A 19,764-nucleotide genomic window follows, 5' to 3' on the forward strand; every position below is an offset into this window, starting at 1 on the left:
GAGTCCCGCCACCGGGGCAATCCCTTTTCCTAGCGGCTCGTGCGCAGCCAGGTGCGGACGGCCTCGACCGAGCCGGTCTCCGCGACTCCCGCCGGAACCGGGGGCCGGCGCACGACCACCACCGGGATGCCCGCTTCGCGGGCCGCCGTCAGCTTGGGGGCGGTGGCCGAGCCGCCGCTGTCCTTCGTCACCAGGACGTCGATCCGGTGCCGTGCGAGCAGCTCCCGCTCGTCGTCCAGGGTGAACGGGCCCCGGGCCAGCAGGACTTCCAGGCGCGGGGGCACCGGCGGCGCCGGCGGGTCCACCGAACGCACCAGGAACCAGGTGTCGGTGAGCCCGGCGAAGGTGTGCAGGCCCATCCGGCCGGTGGTGAGGAAGGCGCGGGTGCCGAGGCCGGGCAGTCGGCCGGCCGCCTCTTCCAGGGAGTCCACGAAGGTCCAGTCGTCACCCGGCTCCGGCGTCCAGCCGGGGCGGCGCAGCGCCAGCAGCGGTATCCCCGAAAGGGCCGCCGCCTCTGACGCGTTGAAGCTCATCCGCTCCGCGAACGGGTGAGTGGCGTCCACCAGGTGGGTGACCCGGTGGGTGGTGATCCACGCCGCCAGCCCGGAGGGACCGCCGAAGCCGCCGATGCGCGTCTCGCCGGGCGGCAGCACGGGGGCGGCAACCCGCCCTGCGAGTGAGGTGGTCACCCGGTACCGGATCGCCTCCGGCGCGGCCGACGGGGCGGCCGACGGGACGGCCGACGGGGCGGGGACCGGGCTGTCCGCCGGCCGGGCGTCCGGTGCCGAGCCCACTCCCGCCCCGGCCAGCGCCTCCGCGAGGCGCCGGGCCTCCGTCGTGCCGCCCAGGATCAGGACGTGGACCGGAGCCACGTCAGCAGACATGCCGGTCGCGCTCGGGCGAGTACAGGTGGCTGTCGCGGAACTGCTCCGCGCCGAGCGTGCGGCCCACCACGATGACGGCGGTGCGCACCAGCCCGTGCTCCTTCACCTGCGCGGCGATGTCGGCCAGGGTGCCGCGCAGGATCAGCTCGTCGGGGCGGCTGGCCATCGCCACGACCGCCACCGGGCACTCGGCCCCGTAGTGCGGCAGCAGCTCGTCGACGACCCGGTCCACGTAGCGGGTGGCCAGGTGCAGCACCAGCAGCGCGCCGCTGCGGCCCAGCGTGGCCAGGTCCTCGCCGGGCGGCATCGGGGTGGCCTGCTGGGCGATCCGGGTCAGGATCACGGTCTGCCCGACGGTGGGGACGGTCAGTTCCCGCTTGAGGGCGGCGGCGGCCGCGGCGAAGGCCGGGACACCCGGGACGACCTCGTAGGAGATGCCGGCCGCGTCGAGCCGCCGCATCTGCTCCGCGACCGCGCTGAAGATCGACGGGTCGCCGGAGTGCAGCCGTGCCACGTCCTGGCCCGCCGCGTGGGCCCGTACGCACTCGGCGATGATCTCGTCCAGGTTGAGCTGCGAGGTGTCGACCAGGCGGGCGTCCGCCGGGCACTCGGCCAGCAGTTCGCGCGGCACGAGGCTGCCCGCGTACAGGCAGACGGGGGCGGCGGCCAGGGTCCGGGCGCCGCGCACCGTGATCAGGTCGGCGGCGCCGGGGCCCGCACCGATGAAGTACACGGTCATGTTCGATCCTTCTGCTCGGTCGGCCCGGTCGGCCCGGCGGCCGTCCCGTCCGGCTTCGTCACTGACCACTGGGTGACCGGCATCGCCTGCCGCCAGCCCGTGAAACCGCCGACCGGCACGGCGTGCGCGACGGCGAGCTTCACCAGTTCGCCGCCGTGGCGCCGGTAGCGCTCGGCGAGCACCGCCTCCGACTCCAGGGTGACGGTGTTGACCACCAGCCGGCCGCCGGGGGCCAGCGCGTCCCAGACCGCGTCCAGCAGGCCGGGCGCGGTCAGCCCGCCGCCGATGAACACGGCGTCGGGGGCCGGCAGCCCGGCCAGTGCCTGCGGTGCGGCGCCGATGACCACGCGCAGGCCGGGTACGCCGAGCGCCGCCGCGTTGCGGGTGATGCGTGCGGCCCGCTCCGGGACGCGCTCCACGGCCACCGCCCGGCACGAGGGGTGCGTACGCATCCACTCGATGCCGATGGAGCCGGAGCCGCCGCCGATGTCCCACAGCAGCTCGCCGGGGGCCGGGGCCAGCGCGCACAGGGTCGCGGCCCGGACGTGGCGCTTGGTGAGCTGCCCGTCGTGTTCGTACGCGGTGTCCGGCAGGCCGGGGGTCGCGCCGAGGCGCGGTGCGTCGTGGGCCGGGTCCCGGCGGCAGTCGAGCGCGACCACGTTCAGGGGATCGCCGGGCGCGTGGTCCCAGCCGTCGGCGTGGCCCTCGTACGTGTCCTCGCGCTCGGACCCGAGCTGTTCCAGCACCCGCATCCGGCTCGGGCCGAAGCCCCGCTCCCGCAGCAGGGCGGCGATCTCACCGGGGGACGCCGCTCCGGCGCTGAGCACCAGCACCCGGCGCCCTTCGTGGAGCGCGGCCGCCAGCCGGGCCAGCGGGCGGCCGACCATCGTGACCACCTCGGTGTCCTCCACCGGCCAGCCCAGGCGGGCGCAGGCGTAGGACACCGACGAGGGGTGCGGGTGGACCCGCAGGGACCGCGGCCCGAGCTCCTCGGCGAGGGCCCGGCCGATCCCGTAGAACATCGGGTCACCGCTGGCCAGCACCGCGATCCGGCGGCCGGCGTGCTCGGCCATCAGCTTCGGCACGGCGGGCCGCAGCGGGCTCGGCCAGGCCACCCGCTCACCGGCGCACTCGGCGGCCGGCAGCAGGTCCAGCTGGCGCGGCCCGCCGATCAGCACCTCGGCCGAGGACAGTGCGGAGCGGCCGGCGGGGGAGAGCCCGGCCCAGCCGTCCGCGCCGAGGCCGACGACCGTCACGGGCATGGGGGGCGGCGGGGAGCTCACTGCGCGGTTCCTCGGGGACGGGAGGGGGAAACAGGGCGGACCCGCGCAGCCTACTGGCCTGCGGATCCGCGCCCCGCCCCGCCCTGGCCCCAGCCCTGGCTCCGCCCTGGCCCCCGCCCTGGCCCAGCCCTGGCCCCGTCCTGGCCCCGGCCCGGCGGCACCGGCGGAACCTCCTCGGGCTACCCTCGGTAACCCACTGCCTCACGAGGGAGCCGCCATGCCGGGCTGGAACGCCACGCACATCCCCGACCAGAGCGGCCGCAGCGCCGTCGTGACCGGGGCCAACAGCGGGATCGGTTACGTCACGGCCCGCGAGCTCGCCCGGCGCGGCGCCTCGGTGGTGCTGGCCTGCCGCAGCGCGGCCCGCGGCCGGGCGGCCCTCATCCGGCTGCGTGCGGAAGTGCCGGGGGCGCAGGCGGAATTCATGCCGCTGGACCTCGCCGACCTGTCCTCCGTACGGGAGTTCGCCGCCGGGTACGGGCAGCGGCACGCCTCGCTGGACCTGCTGATCAACAACGCGGGGGTGATGGCCCTGCCCTACGGGAGGACCGCCGACGGGTTCGAGACGCAGATCGGGGTCAACCACCTCGGGCACTTCGCCCTGACCGGACTGCTGCTGCCGCGACTGCGCGCCGCCGCCCCCGGGGCCCGGATCGTCAACGTCTCCAGCGGCTTCCACGTCCTGGGGAGGATCGGCCCCGACGACGCGGACCTCGCCGACCCGGGCGGCGAGCACGGCTACCGGCGCTGGATCGCCTACGGCCGCTCCAAGACCGCCAACCTGCTCTTCACCCACGAGCTGTCCCGGCGCTTCACGGCCGCCGGCTCCCCGGTCACCGCCGTCGCCGCCCACCCCGGCTACGCCTCCAGCAACCTCCACTCCGGAGCGTCGAAGCTGGAGGGCCCCACCCTCAACTCGCGCGTGGCCGCGATCGGCAACGCGGTCCTCGCCCAGCCCACCGCCTCCGGCGCGCTGCCCACCCTCTACGCGGCCACCGCGCCCGGGGTCCGGCCGGACACGTTCATCGGCCCGCGGTTCGGCTGGCGCGGGGCGCCCGCACGGTCCTGGCGAGCCGGGTGGACCCTCGACGACAGCACCGGCGAGCTGCTGTGGGCGGCCTCCGAGAAGCTCACGGGAGTCTCGTACGCCGCCCTGCCGCGCTGAGCGGATCGCGCGGGCGTCCCGAAGTGAGTCCGTCCGCCCCCGGGTTGCCTCCGGGCGCCCCGGCGCGGACCTGCCCCGAGCGCCCCCTGCACAGCAGAATCTGCGGCATGAACGATGACGAGCCGGACAACCACCCAGAAACCCGCGGCCGTCACGACCGCATCGACCGTCACGGCCGGGGTCCGGGCCGGGCCGGGCGGGATCTCAGGCGGGCTCGGGGCGCAGGGAGCGCCAGATGTGGTCGGGGAGGTAGCGGGCGGCCTCGGTGAGGTCGATCTCGTAGGTGCTGGACAGCCAGCGCCGGGCGGCCTCCGCGAGCGGGCCCATGACCAGCACCTCGACCACGGGCGCCGGGAGCGGGGCGATCTCGCCGCGCTCCATGCGCACCCCCAGCCACCGCATGATGGCCGCGAACTTCTCCGCCTTGGCCGCGCCGATCTCCTCGGCGTGGGCCACCAGATAACCGGAATAGGCGGAGGCGTGCAGGAACAGCGCCACGTCCCGGTGTTCCTGGGTGAACGTCAGGTAGGCCGTCACCCACGCGCGCACCCCGGTGCGGGCCGTGCGGCACCGGGTGAGGGCGGCGATCACGGCGTCGCACAGCTCGTCCATGCACCGGATGTAGAGGGCGGCGGCGAGACCGTCGAAGCTGCCGAAATGGTGGTAGAGGCTGCCGAGGCTGACCCCGCCGGCCGAGACGACCGCGTTCACGGTGAAGCCCTGCTGGCCGGACTCGGCGAACACCCGCAGGGCGGTGGTCAGGAGCAGGTCGACGGTGGCCTCGCCACGCTGTTGCTTAGGAGACACGGTGCCGTCCCGTCGGTGTGCGTCCTGGTGTCCGAAATCCGTGCCGGCGAGCCTAGCAACTCCCGGAAACGGGAGAACCGTTCCGGAACGGTCTTCCAGAAGCCCCGGAAGCCTCCAGGGCGACCGGACGCTCAGGAGGTGGCGGAGCGCTCGTACAGGGCGCGGGCCGCGTCGCCGAAGCGGACGCTGTACGTGGTCTCCTCGTCCCCGCCCCCGTCGCGGCCGCCGATCACCCCGATCAGGGCGCTGCGGCCGGTCGTCATGGGGCCGCCACTGGTGCCGTTGGGTACGTCCGCGCAGTCCAGGCGCACCTGCGCCGGCCCGGCCGGGACGGCGGTGTTCCGGCACTCCAGCGGCTGCTCGGCGTGGTTCGGGTAGCCCATGAGCCGGGCGGGAGCCGGCAGTTCGGTCCCGAAGTCCATGGTCAGGGCCCCCGTGACGTCCTCCAGCCGCTGCCCCGGATAGCCCGGCCGGCGCAGCCGGACCAAGGCGATGTCGTGGTCGGGGTCCTGGTCCTGCGTCCAGCGCGGGTCCACGTCGATCCGGGTCGGCACCCAGATGCCGTACGGGGCCACGCCGTCCCGGTAGCCGGGCGCGAAGGCGAGGTTGGTGCGGAAGCCGCCGGCGTACACACAGTGCGCGGCGGTGGCGATCAGGTCGCCCCGCGGGGAGTGGACCACGACGGCCGAGCAGTGGTGGTCGGGGTCGCCGTCGCCGCCGGGGGAGAAGAGCGCGCCGACGGCGGGCTCGGCCGGGGTGGGCCGGGCCTCCAGGGGATCGGAGGGCTGCCACCCGGCGTACCGCCAGTCCACCGGGTTGCCGCCGTCCCCGAAGGCCTTGCCGTCCGTCGGCGGCTCCGGGTCCTCCCGCGCGATCCCGTCCAGCACCGAGGCCGCCGTCTTGTCGGCGCGCTCGGGGTCCTGCCGGTAGACGCCTTGCGCCGGATCGCCGTCCGCGCGGTTCGCGGCGATGCCGCGCAGCTCCCAGGCGACGTAGCCGACGCCCGCGAGGACCACGGTGCACAGGAGGCCGACGACCATGGAGCCCCGCGGGGCGGCCCGGCCCCGCTGCCGTTCCCGCTCGTCAACCCTGCCAACCATGTGGTACTCCCGCCCCAGACGCATTCAGACTCTTCGTTCGATGGGGGAGCGGCGGTCCGGGTTCCGGCGGCCGGGCGTGTCCGTGCTCACAGCCCCCGCCCCCGGTACCCCCGCCGGCGGCCCCCGATCCGCCCGCGCACGCCGAACTCGGCGTTCCATGGCCCCTGTTACCCCCAGCGGGCTATGGTGCCGGGCGGGGGACGACTGCGCGAGGGGGGCCGGGCTGCGATGCGTTTTCTCTTTGTCCACGGTACGGGGGTACGGCGCGAGCGGCACGATCGGCTGTTCGCCCAGGTCCGTGAGCGGCTGACGGCCAGATTCCCCGGAGCGGCCGTCGACTCCTGCTACTGGGGCGACCGGTTCGGCGCGACCCTCGGCGCGGGCGGCCGTTCGGTGCCGGGACTGCGCCCCGGGCCGCAGGGTGCGCCCGACCCCGTGGACGCGGAGACGGCCGAGTGGGCGCTGCTGCTGGCCGACCCGCTGTGCGAGCTGCGGGTCCTGGCCGAGGCGGGCTGGGCGGGCCCCGGTGACCGGGGTGACCGGGGTGACGCCGGCGACGCGTACGACGAGGACGCCGGGTACGGCGACGCCTTCGCGATGCCCGGCGTACAGGCCGCCGGAGCCCGGGTGCTCGCGCTGCTCGAAGGCTTACCGCCCGCGCCGCCACCGACCGGGGACGAGCTCGGCGCCCTGCTGCACGGCACCGGCCTCGCCGCGGGCTTCGCCGCCGCCCTGGACGCTGCCGCCGGCTCCGCCGAAGCGGCCCGGGCAGCGGCCCGCGCCGCCGACGAGCCGCAGGCCCGCGAGCTGGCCACCGCCCTCGCCCGGGCCGTGACCGCCGCCGCCCTCGCCGCCGCCACCGACGAGGCCGACTGCACCGGCGCCGAACGCGACCGCCTCGTCGAGCTGCTCACCACCCGCCTCGGCGGTGACGGCCGGGTTCCCGGCGCGCGCGTGGCCGCCGTCCTCGGCCGGCTCGCCCTGCGGGTCACCACCCAGCCCCTCCTCGACGCCCGGCGCGGCTCCCTCACCGTCGGCGCCACCCCCGTGCTCGGCGACATCCTGCGCTACCAGTCCCGCGGCCACGAGCTGCGGGAGTTCCTGCACGCCCGGATCACCGCCGATCCGGGGCCGACCGTACTCATCGGCCACAGCCTCGGCGGGATCGCCCTGGTGGACCTCCTCACCCTCGCCGCCGCCCGCGGTGAGGCCGTCCCCGGGGCCGAGCTGCTGGTCACCGTCGGCTCCCAGGCCCCGTTCCTCCACGAACTGGGCGCCCTCACCGCGCTCGAACCCGGCGCGAAACTCCCGTACGGCTTCCCGCGCTGGCTCAACGTCTACGACCGGCACGACGTGCTCTCCTACCTCGCCGCACCCGTCTTCCCCGGCGACGCGCGCGTCAGCGACCACGAGGTCCGCAGCGGCCAGCCCTTCCCGGCCTGCCACAGCGCCTACTGGAAACAGGACTCCCTCTACGAGCGCATCGAACAGGCGGTGACCGAGGCGGAGATCGGGTGACTCCCGCCGACTTCCTGCCCCCGGCCCTCGGACCGCAGCGCACCTTCGCGCTCGTCGCCGGGGTCGAGCGCTACGACATCAGCCACCGCTGGAACCTGCGCGGCCCGGCCCGCGACGCCCTGCGCTTCGCCCGGTGGCTGACCGGCCCCGCCGAGGTACCGCCCGGCAACGTCCGGCTGCTGCTCTCCCCACTCGACGATCCGGGCGACCTCGACTGGACGGACTCCCCGGCGATGACCGCCCTGCGCACGGCCTGCCGGCCGGCGACCGAGGAGAACGTGAAGTCGGCACTGCTCGACGAACTCCCGCAGTGCGACGGCGACCTGCTCTGGATCTTCTGGGCCGGACACGGCTACCTCGGGCCGCGCCAGGAGCTGATGCTGCCCTGCGCCGACGCCCGCCCCAGCCAGATCAGGCACCTCAACCTCGACTCGGCGCTGCGCTGGTGGCGGACCGACCTCGTCAAACAGCGCCGCTTCCCGCTCCAGGCCGCACTCGTGGACTCCTGCCGGGTCGACGCGCCCCGCGACACCCGCTGGAACTTCGGCAACACCGACTACGGCGGCGGGAGTTCGGTGCCGGGCCGGCGCCAGTTCCGGCTCTACGCCTCCCGCGAGGGCGAGGTTGCGCAGAACGACCCCGAGCGCGGCGCCGGCCGGTTCACCGAGGCCCTGCTCGGCGAACTGGGCGGACGGTCCGTACGGGAGAGCGTCAGCGGGCTGCCCGGCGCCGCCCTCAGCATCCACCGCACCTTCCAGGAGCTGCGCGAGCGCGGCGAGGGCTGGCAGCTGCCGCAGTTCATCGTCGACCGGGACTGGGACGCCTGCTCCTTCCTCGACGACGACCTGCCCCGGGCCGCACTGCCCCGGGCCGCCAGGCTCGACCAGACGGCCTGGGACGGGCTCGGCGAGCTCTTCGAGGGCCGCGAGCTGCCGCGCTGCGCCTACGAGGCCTACGCCTGGGCGTTCAAGGCGGCCGGCTGCACCACCCCGGCGCGCGGCGGCCTGCCGGGGGACGGCCTGCTGGAGGTGGTCCAGGACCTGGACGAGCGGCAGGGCGGGCGCGGCGGGATGCCACTGGCGGTGCCCTTCGTACGGTTCCTCGCGGACCGGGCCGCCGCCGCGGGCGACGCGCGGTGGGCGGCCCGGCTCGGGGACTGGGTACGGGCCACCCGCGAGCGCCTCGCCCTGCCGGTGCTGCCCCCGCCCCCGCCCCCGGCCCGCAGGATGGTCGTGCACGTCCGGCTGGAGACACCGCCGGGAGGGGAGCCCGGATACCTGGCCCGGATGTGGCTGCGGGGCGAACGGGCCCGGCACATCTGGGAGTCGGAGGGGCAGCCGGTCACGCTGGACGGGGTGCGGGAGGAGCTCGTACGGCAACTCGCCCTGATCGGCGGCGCGTCGGACACCGGTGGCGGGCCGGACGGCGAGGCCGGGCGGCAGGCGTACGCCGCGGTGGACCGCATCGAGTTCCACGTGCCGTACGAACTGCTCGACGCCGACTTCGACCAGTGGCCGGTGCCCCGCGGACCGGCCGGCCGGCGCCGCGCCCTCGGCCTGCTCCACCAGGTGGTGGTGCGCTGCCCGCAGGAGCGGGCGGACACCCGGGCCGAGTGGCACGGCGCCTGGCGCTGGCTGCACGCCCAGGGCGGCCGGCACCCCGACGCCGTACGCGTCGTCACGGACGAGGAGGTCACCGACGCGCTCGGAATGGAGCTGGCCGCGCAGCCACCGCCCGCCTGCGTCCTCGCGCACACCACGGCCGCCCCGCACGCCGGGCTGCTGGAGGCCGTACTCGAAGGCGGGCTCCCGGTGGCCGTATGGCGGCGCGGCGGCGGCCTGCCCGCGCCCGCACTCCTCGACCTGCTGGCCCCGGCTGGGCCGGACGGCCGCCCCGACCCCGGCGCACTGGACGTACTGGCCCTGCCCGCACGCGTGCGGGAGGTGCGCCGGGCGGCCGCCGGCGCCGCCGGGGGAGCCGCACGCGTCCAGCAACCGCCCACAGGGGGAGACCAGTTGGTGCTCCTGTGGGACGATCCCGACGACATGCCGGGCCTCCGGTCCCTGGCCTGACCCCGACCACCGACAGACGGCGGAACCGAAGATGGAGGCAGAGGCAGTGGCGAAGGACTGGTGGCTGTACCACGGGACCGGCGAGGGCGCGGACCGGCGCGCCCGCCTGGAGGCCGGATTCCCGCCACCCTGGCGGGACTTCACCGGCGCCCCCGACCCCGGATACGCGCCGCCCGGGTGCGCCGGAGCGGCCTGGGAGCGCACCTGGCGCCGCGGCGAGGGCTACGTACCCGACGAGCCGGAGAAGGACGTCGTCAACACGGCCCTCCACCTGCGCAGGCCGCTGCTCGTCACCGGGAAGCCGGGCGTCGGCAAGTCCACGCTCGCGTACAGCATCGCCTCCGACCTGAACCTGGGCCCCGTACTGCACTGGCCGATCACCAGCCGGACCGTACTGCGGGACGGGCTGTACCTGTACGACGCCATCGGCCGCCTCCAGGAGGCCGGCCTGGAGCAGCTGCGCACACCGGGCGCGCACCCCGCCGCAGCCGTACCCGTATCCGTGCCCGTACCCGTGCCAGCGCCCGCGCCGGACACCGCCGCCGTCCCGTCCGCCCCCTCCATCTCCCGCTATCTGCGCCTCGGCCCCCTCGGTACCGCCCTGCTCCCGCAGGACCGCCCCCGCGTGCTGCTCGTCGACGAGATCGACAAGAGCGACATCGACCTCCCCGGCGACCTCCTCACCGTCTTCGAGGACGGCGGCTTCCTGATCCCCGAACTCGCCCGCCTCGCCCAGGAGGACCCCACCGTCGCCATCGGCACCGACGACGACCCCGACGCGGCCGTACGGATCACCCAGGGCCGCGTCCAGTGCCGTTACTTCCCCATCGTGGTCCTCACCAGCAACGGCGAACGCGACTTCCCGCCCGCCTTCCTGCGCCGCTGCGTCCGCCTCCACCTGGAGCCGCCCGGACCGGACAAGCTCGCCCGCATCGTGCGCCGCCGGCTCGGCGTCGACATCGAATCCGGCGAGGAGTACCAGGACCTCGTCCAGGCCTTCCTCGACCGTGGCGAGGACGGCGACCTCGCCACCGACCAGCTCCTCAACGCCATCCAGCTCCGCCTCGCCGGTGCCTGGTCCGCGCCCGCCGACCGAGAACGCTTCCTCGCCACCGTCATGCAGCACCTGACCGGGCCCACGGCGTGATCGAGAAGCTGCTCGCGGCCCTCGCCGACGGCGCCGACGGCAGCGTCCCGAACACCGGCATCGGCGCGGAGGAGATCGCCGACATCCTGTGGCTCGCGGCCCGGGTGGACCCGGGCCGCGAGGCCCGCCCGCCCGGGGCGCCCGGCGCCGGCCCGCCGGGCGAGCGGCCGCCGCCCCCCGGCACCCCTTCACCCGAGCCCGGCCCCGCACCCGGCACGGACGCCCCGGCCGGCGGCGAACCGGCCGTGCAGCTCTTCCCGGCCGCCCGGCGCGACCCCGCCGGGAAACCGGACGACGGCGGCGCGGAACGCCGCGGCTCCCCGCTGCGGCTGCCGCGGGCCGCCTCCCTCGACGACCCGCTCGCCCTGATGCGCTCCCTGCGGCCCGTCGGCAGACGCTCCATCGGCGGCCCGGGGGAGGAACTGGACGAGCAGCTCACCGTGGAACGCAGCATCGAACGGATGGTGACGACCCCGGTCCTGCGCCCCGCCGAGAGCCGCTGGCTGGACCTGGCACTGGTCGTCGACACCCACCACTCCATGCTGCTCTGGTCGGACCACGTGGACGAGCTCCGCCGCGTCCTGACCCGCAGCGGCGTCTTCCGCGACGTGCGCACCTGGCAGCTGACCGGCACCGGCCCCGGCGCCACCCCGATGGTCACCCGCGGCCACGGCGGCCCGCCCCGCAACCCCCTGGAACTGGCCGACCCGGCGGGCCGCCGCCTGATCCTCGTACTCTCCGACACAGTGGCGGGCGGCTGGCGCGAGGCCCCGGTGCAGGGCATGCTCCGGCACTGGTGCGCGCACAACGCCGTCGCCGTACTGAACGTCCTGCCCGAACGGCTCTGGACGCGCGGCGCCGTCCGGCCCGTCCCCTTCGCCGTCCGCGCCGACCGGCCGGCCGCCGCCACCCGCTCCTGGCAGCGGATCCCGGCCGCCCGCCGCGCCCGCGCCGGCCGCCGCCGCGCCGCCCCGCCGGCCGTCGTCCCCGTGGTCGGTGCCGCCTCCGGCAGCCTGGCCCGGCTGGTGCGGGTGGTCTCCGGGGACGGCCGGTGGCGGCGCCTCGCCTGCCTGCGCCTGGACCCGGAACCCGCAGCCGCGAGCGCCCCGGACGATCCGGCCCCCGGCGGCGGCCGCAGCGCCCTGGAGGTGGTGGAAGACTTCCGCGCGAACGCCTCCCCGACGGCCCAGCAGCTCGCCGCCCACCTGGCCGCCGTACCGCTCACCCTGCCGGTGATGACCCTGGTCCGGCGCTCCCTGCTGCGCGACTCGGAGCACGGCCACCTCGCCGAGGTCGCCCTCGGCGGGCTCTTCGAGGCCTGGGAGGACGAACAGGACGCCGGGGAGGTGGAGTTCGAGTTCCTGCCCGGCGTACGGGAGGCGCTGCTCGGCTCGCAGCTGCGCGGGGACGTGGCCGCCGTACGCGAGCTGGTCCGGCGCCGCGTCTGGGAGTTCATGTCCCGCAACCGGCGCACCGGCCCGGACTTCTCCGCGACCCGGGTCACCACGGGCCGGGAGGGCGTGCGCCGGGTGGCCGAGGGGGCCCTGCCGTTCGCGGCGCGGCCACCACGGGATCCGGGCCTGGCCGACCGGGTCGTCCGGGTCCGCCACGACGGGATGGCCGAGCCGCAGGAGGTCGGCACCCTGCTGACCCCGCGCCTCGTCCTCACGGTGGGGGACGCGGTGCCCCCCGCGGGCGCGGTGGCCTGGGTACGGCCCGGCGACCGGGAGATCCCCTGCCGTGCGGTGTGGTGGGACGAGGCGGCGCCCCGGATGCTGCTGCTCCAGGCCGAGGAGGACCTGATGGATCCGGCGGTCGGCGTGGAGCCGCTGCCCTGGCTGACGGCGGGGGACCACCACCGCCTGGACCGGCTGCGGATCGACGGCCGCACCGACCAGGGGGACCCGCTCGCGCTCACGGGTGAGGTGGCCCCGCACGACGGCGCGCGCAACGGCGAACTCGTCAGGCTCTCCGCGGAACCGGAGGGCTGGACGCACTTCCGCGGCGGCCCCGTCTCCGTGGACGGCGCGCTGGTCGGCGTCGTCCACACCGTCTGGCCCCACCGCATGGTGTTCCTGCTGGCCGACGCCCTGCTGGAACAACCGGGCTTCCGCGCGGTGCTGGAGGGTTCCGGGCGGGCGCAGGACGCGGAGACCGCGGTGTGCCTGGCGGTGCTGCCCGGCGCCGACGGCGTGCACCCGACCGGGAGCTCGGCGAAATCCGAGACGCACGCCATGCTGGCCGAGCTCATGACGTACACGGGCGTCACCGGGCGGCTTACCGGCGGCGAGGGGGACGCTCCGCTGCTCGTCACGCTCGCCGCGCCGGGCGCCCACGCCAAGGCGGGCCGGCTCCTGATCGAACTGCCCGGGGTCATGACCCGGTACGGATTCCGGCGCATGGACGGTATGCACCCCTCTCTCGGCGTGGCCGTGGGAGGCGGCACGGACGAGAGCGCCCGGCTGGTGCGGCACCCCGCGATCGCGGATCTGCTGGGACGGCCGGTGCGCCCGGGGGCGCTCGTCCTCGCGGTCTCCGACCGCCTGCACGAGGAACTGGGTGACATGTTCGGGCCCGCCCGGCTCGCGCTGCGCCGGGTGGGCGGCGCCGACGAAGGATGGGTGTGTACCGAGGACCACGCGCCCGCCGGGGTGCTCGGGCAGGCATTGACCGAGGCGGGCGGGCTCCTGGACGAGGGCATCGGCTGGCCGGTGTGCGGACTCGAAGCCTCACCGGGCGACCCGCGGGTCTGCACCGGCATCCGGCTGCCGGGCTACGAGCGGTGCCTTGCCCATCTGGAGGTCGAGGACCAGGAAACCTACCTCGGGACACTGTCGCCGGGAGCGCCGGTGGACCTCCGGGGCACCACCTTCGATCACGGCCTGCTGCCGCGCCTCCTCATGGCGCTGCAGCCGAGCGTTCCGGGACCCGCCAGACTGGGGCCGGCGGAATTCGACCGGGCACGGTTCGTGGACGGCTGGAACCGGGCGGACATCGAGTTCTCGGATCGCGCGTCCTTCGTCCGGGCCACCTTCGCGGGCCGGGCCGGTTTCGCCGGAGCCACCTTCGACGGGCCGGTCTCCCTCGACGGTGCGGTCTTCGAGCACGTCGGTGACTTCGACCGGTGCCGCTTCCACCGCACGGCCACGTTCCGCCGGACGCTCTTTCACGGTTCGGCGGGGTTCAAGAACGCGGTCTTCCTGCGTGACGTCTCCTTCGCCCGGGCGGTGATGGAGGCATCCGCGGACCTGAACGGGGTACAGGTGGCCGGTACGGCGGACTTCTCCCGCACCGTCTTCGACGGCCTGGCCATGCTGAACGAGGCGGTCTTCGCCGGGGCCGTCTCCTTCGCGTCCGCGGCGTGGGAGGGCGGGCTCCTGTCCAACAGAGCGGTCTTCGAAGCGCCGGTGGACTTCGCGCAGGCACGCTTCCGGGGCCGGGTCCGCTTCGACGGCGTGCTCTTCGAGGCGGACTCGCTCGTCGGCCAGTTTCCGGTCGTGGCGCCGCCGGACCGCTGGGCCTCCACCCGGCGCTCGGACGGTACGTGGGACATCCGTCTGCTCGACCCCGGGAACGAATGACCGGGGCCCCGGCCCTCAGGGCCCGCTGTGCGAGGCCTCCAGCTGCCGTTCCGGCCGCCCGCCGTCGGCCGCCACCGGGAGGCTCGCCTCGATCTCGTCCAGGGCCCGGCGGGCGGTGGCGATCCGTGCCCGGACGTCGGGATCCGTGCCCGGCGCCGGGGCGCGGTTCGCCTCGTCCTCCATCTCGCGTGCCTCGTCCAGGGAGTTGAGGACGACGCCGATGAGTACATTCACCAGCACGAAGGAGGCGAGCAGCGCGTAGGAGGCGTAGTAGATGATGCTCAGCCGGGAGATCTGCAGTCCCGCGCGGACGGCGTCGGTCAGACCGTCGAGCGTGGTCAGCAGGAAGAGCGTGAGCATCGCGCGGCCCACCGAGCCGTAGTGCCCGGGGTCCGACCGCGCGAAGCACACCCAGCCGACCATGGCGTACACGTACAGGACCAGCGCGCCGACGAACAGGAAGCTGGCGGTGCCCGGCAGGCTGCGGCCGACGGCGATCAGCAGGATGCGCAGGTGGGGCAGGAAGCGGGCGGTGCGCAGGACCCGCGCCAGGCGCAGCAGCCGCAGCAGGGTGGTGTTCTCGCGGACGAGGGGGACGAAGGCGGAGGCCACGACCGCGAGGTCGAAGAGGTTCCACGGGTCACGGAAGAATGCTTTCGGCCGGTCGGCGCAGGCGCCCACGCGCAGCAGCATTTCCAGGGTGAACAGGGCCAGGCAGCAGTTCTCCGCGCCCTGCAGCACGAGCCGGTACTCCGCGGCGAGCCCGCTGTACGTCTCCACCCCCATCAACGCGGCGTTGAAGAGGATGGCGCAGAAGACGACCATCCCGAAGGCGGGGGCCTCCGTGGCCACCCGGCATCGGGCTGCCAGCTTCATCCGGCCGCGTCCGGCCGGCCTCGGGTCTGTCATCGTGCTCCTCGTGCTCTCGTCTGCGCCGCGGGCGAAACGGCGGGCCACCCCTCTAACGCCCCAAGGCCGATCGGGTTTCACCTCGGTCCGCCCCCCGATGCGCCGAACGTGAGCCGGAGCCCGGTTCCGCACCCGCGCGCCCCCTGTGACCCGTCGTCCCGGGCCGGGGCCAAGTGCGTTGCGTGAACAGTCGGTTGATCCGCGGGTGGGGCGACCCTTCGGCGCATATGCTCGCTTCGTACACCAGCACTCCGTACATCCGTACATCGTGCATCCGTGCACCTGTGCTTCCGCATGCCTCGCAGCCGTTAGGGGACCGCGCCGTGAGTGTCCGTATCCAACCCTCCTCCCAGGTCGACGAGAGCGCCGAACTCGGTGAGGGAACCACGATCTGGGATCTGGCGCAGATCCGCGAGGAGGCCCGGCTCGGGCGCGGGTGCATCGTGGGGCGCGGGGCGTACGTAGGGCCCGGCGTACGGATCGGCGACCACGTGAAGCTGCAGAACTACGCACTCGTCTACGAGCCCGCGGTCCTCGGCGACGGGGTCTTCATCGGCCCCGCGGCGGTGCTCACCAACGACTTCTACCCGCGCGCGGTCGACCCCGAGGGCCGGATCAAGCGCGACGGCGACTGGGAGGCGGCCGGGGTCGTCGTCGCCGAGGGGGCCTCGCTCGGGGCCCGCTCGGTGTGCGTGGCCGGGGTGCGCGTCGGGCGCTGGGCGCTCGTCGCGGCCGGCGCCGTCGTGTCCAAGGACGTGCCGGACTTCGCGCTCGTCGCGGGCGTACCGGCCCGGCGGATCGGCTGGGTGGGCCGGGCCGGGGTCCGCCTGGTGGAGCGCGAGGGGGAGCCGGGCATCTGGGAGTGTCCGCGCACCGGAGCGCTGCACGACGAGAAGGACGGCACGCTCATCGAGCGAACCTGACGGAATGTCGGCAATTTAGGGAACCGGCATTTCCTCAAAACCACAATCAATGAACATCCGTGGGCATAACGTGTCCCTGCACACGGGATCTGAGCAGGCAACAGGCCATGTTCAGTGGGGGGTTGTGTACGACGAGGACACCGGGGCAGTGCCATGGCCGGCGCGGGCACACCCGCGCCCGCTGACACTGCCGTTCACGCGTGTCCCGGTCCGAGGCATCGCTGGGGGGATCCAGACGCCGGCCTTCGGACGGTTCGTGCCATCGGCGTGACATCGCCGCGGGCACGGACGCCGTCATGCGCAGTCCCCCTCCGCGGAGTGACGACCGCCAGGTCCGTCCGAGGAGAACGATCAGAGGGGGGTAGGTGTGTTGGAGCCGTACAGCTCGGACATACGGGGTGCGGGGAGCACCAGGGGAATCGGGGTGGGGACCCGATGAACACCACACGATTAGGAGCACTGGCCCACGAGGACCAGTCGCTGCACGCCCTCGCCGAGCGGCTGCTCGCGCTGGCCGAGGCGGGGCTTCCGGCGATGTACCTGCCGGACGCCGAGACCTTCGTGTTCACCCGGGCGGGGGTCGCCTCACCCGAGGGAACTCCCGTCCTGGAGCAGCGGGGAACGAGCACCCGGTACGCGGCGATCACCGCGCTGGGAGCCCGCTTCCTGCCCGAGGAGCGGCAGCGCGCGCTCTTCGGCGGGCGCACCGCCGAGGAGTTCACGGGCGTGCTCGTGGAACGGCTGCCCGGAGTGGTGAACCTCGGCGACGCGGCGCTCATCGCCTGGGCCGCCGCGGAGACCGGCCATCCCAAACTGTCCGACGCCCTCGGCCGGGTGGCCGTACTGGACGTACCCGGGCGGCCGCAGTACACGGTCGAGGCGGCCTGGGTGCTCTCCGCACTCGCGGCCGCGCGCGCCGTGGTGGACGTGGAGGAGCGCCTCGCGGCGGCCCGCGGACGGCTGCTGGCGGCCAGGGTCGGCGACAGCCCGCTCTTCCCGCACGCCACCGAGCCCGGGCTGGTCCCCGGCTACCGGTCCCACGTGGCCTGTTTCGCCGACCAGACCTATCCGCTGCAGGCGCTGGCCCGGCTGCACGCGAGCGGCGACGACCCGGAGGCCCTCGCGGCGGCCGACGCCTGCGCCGCCCGTATCTGCGAACTGCAGGGTGACGGCGGACAGTGGTGGTGGCACTACGACGCCCGCGAGGGCGGCGTGGTGGAGGGCTACCCGGTCTACAGCGTGCACCAGCACGCGATGGCCCCGACCGCCCTGTTCGACCTGGCCGAGGCGGGCGGCACGGACTTCGGCCCGGCGATCCGCCGCGGGCTGCGCTGGATGACCGACGTGCCCGAACTCGCGGATCCCACCGGGAACCCGCGGGAGTCGATGATCCGCGAGGACTTCGGCGTCACCTGGCGCAAGGTCTACCGCGGCGACCCGAAGAAGGCCGTCCGGGCCGCCCGCGGACTCACCACCCGGGTGGCTCCGCACGCCCGGCTCGCCCCGCTCGACCGGATCTTCCGCCCCGGTGCGGTGGACCGCGAGTGCCGCCCGTACGAGTTCGGCTGGATGCTCTTCGCCTGGCTCGGGGGGATCCAGAGATGACACGACGACAGTCCCTCTTCGGGGTCCCGCTCGACCCGCTGACCATGGACGAGACCGTGCAGCGCTGCCTCGACGCGGTGCGGCGCGGGGAACAGATCGAGATCGGCATGGTCAACGCGGCCAAGCTGGTCAACATGCGGCGCGACCCCCTCCTGGCCGAGGCGGTCGCCGGCTGCGACCTGGTCCTCGCCGACGGCCAGGCCGTGGTCTGGGCCGGCCGGGTGCTGGGCGTCCGGCTGCCCGAACGGGTCGCGGGAATCGACCTGTTCATGCGCCTGCTGGCCGCCGCCGAGGTGGCGGACATCCCCGTCTACCTGCTCGGGGCCCAGGAGGAAGTCCTGGAGATGATGCTCGGGCAGATCTCCGAGCGCTTCCCGAAGCTGCGGGTGGCAGGCAGCCGCAACGGCTACTTCGGCGACGGCGACCAGGAGGAGATCGCCGACGCCATCGCCGACAGCCGCGCCCGGCTGCTGTTCCTCGGCATGACCTCGCCCAAGAAGGAGATCTTCACCGCCGGCTACGGCAAGCGCACCGGCGCGCATGTCGTCCACGGCGTCGGAGGCTCCTTCGACATCCTCGCCGGCATCACCAGGCGGGCCCCCCTGGTCTGGCAGCGGATGGGACTCGAATGGTTCTACCGCACCCTCCAGGAGCCGCGCCGTCTGGGCAAGCGCTACCTCACGACCAACGCTGCCTTCCTCCTCATGACGGTCCAAGAACTCATCCACCGCACACCGTCTGCCGGTTCCGCTTCCACGAAGGGGAGTTACTGATGCGCGTCGTCGTCGTGGGACAGGGATACGTCGGACTGCCGCTGGCCATCCGGGCCGCCGAGGTCGGACACCAGGTGATCGGGTACGACGTGGACACCCGGCGGGTCAAGAGCCTCGCCGCCGGTGAGTCGTACGTGGAGGACGTCTCCTCCGAACGGCTGGCCCGCGCGCTGGCGCGCGGCACCTACCGCCCCAGCGAACTGGCCCGGGACTGCGGCGGCTTCGACGTCGCCGTCGTCACCGTCCCGACCCCCTTACAGGACGGAGCCCCCGACCTGCGCTACATCGAGGAGTCGGCGCACACCCTGGCCCGCTTCCTGCGCCCGGGTGCCACCGTCATCCTGGAGTCCACCACCTACCCGGGCACCACCGAGGAGCTGTTCGCGCCCATCCTGGAGGACGGCTCCGGGCTCACCGCGGGCGAGGACTTCCACCTGGGCTACAGCCCCGAGCGCATCGACCCCGGCAACACGGTCTGGGGCTTCCAGCAGACCCCCAAGGTGGTCTCCGGCGTCGACGCCCGGTCGCTGAAGGCCGTCGAGTCCTTCTACGGGGACCTCGTCGACACCACCGTGCCGGTGCGCTCCCCCAAGGAGGCCGAGCTGGCCAAACTGCTGGAGAACACCTTCCGCCACGTCAACATCGCCCTCGTCAACGAGATCGCGATGTTCGCCCGCCACCTGGACATCGACGTCTGGCAGGCCATCGAGGCGGCGTCCAGCAAGCCCTTCGGATTCATGAAGTTCACCCCCGGCCCGGGCGTCGGCGGACACTGCCTGCCGATCGACCCCTCGTACCTCAACTGGCGGGTGCAGCGCGAACTCGGCCAGAACTTCCGCTTCGTCGAACTCGCCAACGACATCAACAACCACATGCCCGAGTACGTGACGCGCCGCGTGATCGACGCGCTCAACGCCAAGCGCCGCTCGGTCAACGGCTCCAAGGTCCTGCTGCTGGGGCTCGCGTACAAGAAGAACACCGGCGACGCCCGGGAGTCGCCCGCCGTCCGCATCGCACAGCTGCTCCTCGACATGGGGGCCAAGGTCCGCGCGGCCGACCCCCACGTGGTGGAGAGCATCAAGGTCGACGCCCGCCTCGTGCGGGTCGAGCCGACCCGCAAGGAGCTGGCGGCCGCCGACGTGGTGGTCCTGCTCACCGACCACGACTCCTTCGACTACCAGATGGTCACCGAGCACGCCTCCTTCGTCCTCGACTGCCGCAACCGGGTCTCCGGACCCACCGTGGAGGTGCTCTGACC

General features: G+C 74.4%; 15 protein-coding genes. 9 read left to right on the plus strand and 6 right to left on the minus strand.

Going from position 1 to position 19,764, the window contains the following annotated elements; genetic code table 11:
- Positions 1-29 precede the first annotated feature (29 nt).
- From ACFY04_RS23790 to cbiE, 3 genes are read right to left on the minus strand one after another with little or no spacing between them, the layout of a single operon-like run.
- A complete protein-coding gene (locus ACFY04_RS23790; RefSeq protein ID WP_389119408.1) occupies positions 30-884 on the minus strand; it encodes a cobalt-precorrin-6A reductase in 855 nt (284 codons plus the stop codon).
- Positions 874-1,623, minus strand: a complete 750-nt coding sequence (gene cobM / locus ACFY04_RS23795) for a precorrin-4 C(11)-methyltransferase (RefSeq protein ID WP_389119409.1) — start codon at positions 1,621-1,623, stop codon at positions 874-876. The genes ACFY04_RS23790 and cobM overlap by 11 nt, the downstream gene beginning before the upstream one ends.
- Positions 1,620-2,885, minus strand: a complete 1,266-nt coding sequence (gene cbiE / locus ACFY04_RS23800) for a precorrin-6y C5,15-methyltransferase (decarboxylating) subunit CbiE (RefSeq protein ID WP_389119594.1) — start codon at positions 2,883-2,885, stop codon at positions 1,620-1,622. The genes cobM and cbiE overlap by 4 nt, the downstream gene beginning before the upstream one ends.
- A 238-nt stretch (positions 2,886-3,123) precedes the next feature.
- Here cbiE and ACFY04_RS23805 point away from each other — a divergent pair, with 238 nt between their 5' ends.
- The gene (locus ACFY04_RS23805) at positions 3,124-4,071 is read left to right on the plus strand and encodes an oxidoreductase (protein WP_389119411.1); all 948 of its coding nucleotides are present in this window, start codon (positions 3,124-3,126) and stop codon (positions 4,069-4,071) included.
- A gap of 204 nt (positions 4,072-4,275) precedes the next feature.
- Here ACFY04_RS23805 and ACFY04_RS23810 read toward each other — a convergent pair whose 3' ends face one another.
- Both ACFY04_RS23810 and ACFY04_RS23815 read right to left on the minus strand, forming a co-directional pair.
- On the minus strand, positions 4,276-4,878 hold the full coding sequence (locus ACFY04_RS23810) for a TetR/AcrR family transcriptional regulator (RefSeq protein ID WP_389119412.1): 603 nt from the start codon (positions 4,876-4,878) through the stop codon (positions 4,276-4,278).
- A gap of 131 nt (positions 4,879-5,009) precedes the next feature.
- The gene (locus ACFY04_RS23815; RefSeq protein WP_389119413.1) at positions 5,010-5,978 is read right to left on the minus strand and encodes a trypsin-like serine peptidase; all 969 of its coding nucleotides are present in this window, start codon (positions 5,976-5,978) and stop codon (positions 5,010-5,012) included.
- A 228-nt stretch (positions 5,979-6,206) separates the two neighbouring features.
- On the opposite strand from ACFY04_RS23815, the gene ACFY04_RS23820 reads away from it, so the two are divergent.
- From ACFY04_RS23820 to ACFY04_RS23835, 4 genes are read left to right on the plus strand one after another with little or no spacing between them, the layout of a single operon-like run.
- Positions 6,207-7,496, plus strand: a complete 1,290-nt coding sequence (locus ACFY04_RS23820; RefSeq protein ID WP_389119415.1) for a hypothetical protein — start codon at positions 6,207-6,209, stop codon at positions 7,494-7,496.
- Complete coding sequence (locus tag ACFY04_RS23825; protein ID WP_389119417.1) at positions 7,493-9,568, plus strand: hypothetical protein; 2,076 nt, start codon at positions 7,493-7,495, stop codon at positions 9,566-9,568. The genes ACFY04_RS23820 and ACFY04_RS23825 overlap by 4 nt, the downstream gene beginning before the upstream one ends.
- 31 nt (positions 9,569-9,599) lie before the next feature.
- Positions 9,600-10,715, plus strand: coding sequence for an AAA family ATPase (locus ACFY04_RS23830; protein WP_389119418.1), 1,116 nt, complete (start codon positions 9,600-9,602; stop codon positions 10,713-10,715).
- Positions 10,712-14,296: an SAV_2336 N-terminal domain-related protein gene (locus ACFY04_RS23835; RefSeq protein WP_389119420.1), complete on the plus strand. Its 3,585-nt coding sequence runs from the start codon at positions 10,712-10,714 to the stop codon at positions 14,294-14,296. Before ACFY04_RS23830 ends, ACFY04_RS23835 begins: the two co-directional genes overlap by 4 nt.
- A 15-nt stretch (positions 14,297-14,311) precedes the next feature.
- Here the strand turns inward: ACFY04_RS23835 and ACFY04_RS23840 are convergent, their stop codons facing one another.
- The gene (locus tag ACFY04_RS23840; RefSeq protein WP_389119421.1) at positions 14,312-15,205 is read right to left on the minus strand and encodes an ion transporter; all 894 of its coding nucleotides are present in this window, start codon (positions 15,203-15,205) and stop codon (positions 14,312-14,314) included.
- A 323-nt stretch (positions 15,206-15,528) separates the two neighbouring features.
- Here ACFY04_RS23840 and ACFY04_RS23845 point away from each other — a divergent pair, with 323 nt between their 5' ends.
- The 4 genes from ACFY04_RS23845 (at position 15,529) to ACFY04_RS23860 (ending at position 19,762) form a co-directional block, all read left to right on the plus strand.
- A complete protein-coding gene (locus ACFY04_RS23845) occupies positions 15,529-16,128 on the plus strand; it encodes an acyltransferase (RefSeq protein WP_351154366.1) in 600 nt (199 codons plus the stop codon).
- 435 nt (positions 16,129-16,563) lie between these two features.
- A complete protein-coding gene (locus tag ACFY04_RS23850) occupies positions 16,564-17,733 on the plus strand; it encodes a hypothetical protein (protein WP_389119423.1) in 1,170 nt (389 codons plus the stop codon).
- A complete protein-coding gene (locus tag ACFY04_RS23855; RefSeq protein ID WP_389119424.1) occupies positions 17,730-18,506 on the plus strand; it encodes a WecB/TagA/CpsF family glycosyltransferase in 777 nt (258 codons plus the stop codon). The genes ACFY04_RS23850 and ACFY04_RS23855 overlap by 4 nt, the downstream gene beginning before the upstream one ends.
- Entirely contained in the window at positions 18,506-19,762 is a 1,257-nt protein-coding gene (locus ACFY04_RS23860; RefSeq protein WP_030009430.1) for a nucleotide sugar dehydrogenase, read from the plus strand. Before ACFY04_RS23855 ends, ACFY04_RS23860 begins: the two co-directional genes overlap by 1 nt.
- The last annotated feature ends 2 nt before the right edge of the window (positions 19,763-19,764 follow it).

The sequence above is a fragment of the Streptomyces sp. NPDC001549 genome, from assembly GCF_042894025.1.
In the GTDB taxonomy this organism is placed as follows: domain Bacteria; phylum Actinomycetota; class Actinomycetes; order Streptomycetales; family Streptomycetaceae; genus Streptomyces; species Streptomyces kutzneri.

Coding starts and splice junctions, on each gene's coding strand:
- ACFY04_RS23840 (WP_389119421.1), bottom strand. CDS start 15,205: ATGACAGACCCGAGGCCGGCCGGACGCGGCCGGATGAAGCTGGCAGCC.
- ACFY04_RS23790 (WP_389119408.1), bottom strand. CDS start 884: ATGTCTGCTGACGTGGCTCCGGTCCACGTCCTGATCCTGGGCGGCACG.
- ACFY04_RS23860 (WP_030009430.1), top strand. CDS start 18,506: ATGCGCGTCGTCGTCGTGGGACAGGGATACGTCGGACTGCCGCTGGCC.
- cbiE (WP_389119594.1), bottom strand. CDS start 2,885: ATGCCCGTGACGGTCGTCGGCCTCGGCGCGGACGGCTGGGCCGGGCTC.
- ACFY04_RS23830 (WP_389119418.1), top strand. CDS start 9,600: ATGGAGGCAGAGGCAGTGGCGAAGGACTGGTGGCTGTACCACGGGACC.
- ACFY04_RS23855 (WP_389119424.1), top strand. CDS start 17,730: ATGACACGACGACAGTCCCTCTTCGGGGTCCCGCTCGACCCGCTGACC.
- ACFY04_RS23805 (WP_389119411.1), top strand. CDS start 3,124: ATGCCGGGCTGGAACGCCACGCACATCCCCGACCAGAGCGGCCGCAGC.
- cobM (WP_389119409.1), bottom strand. CDS start 1,623: ATGACCGTGTACTTCATCGGTGCGGGCCCCGGCGCCGCCGACCTGATC.
- ACFY04_RS23815 (WP_389119413.1), bottom strand. CDS start 5,978: ATGGTTGGCAGGGTTGACGAGCGGGAACGGCAGCGGGGCCGGGCCGCC.
- ACFY04_RS23820 (WP_389119415.1), top strand. CDS start 6,207: ATGCGTTTTCTCTTTGTCCACGGTACGGGGGTACGGCGCGAGCGGCAC.
- ACFY04_RS23850 (WP_389119423.1), top strand. CDS start 16,564: ATGAACACCACACGATTAGGAGCACTGGCCCACGAGGACCAGTCGCTG.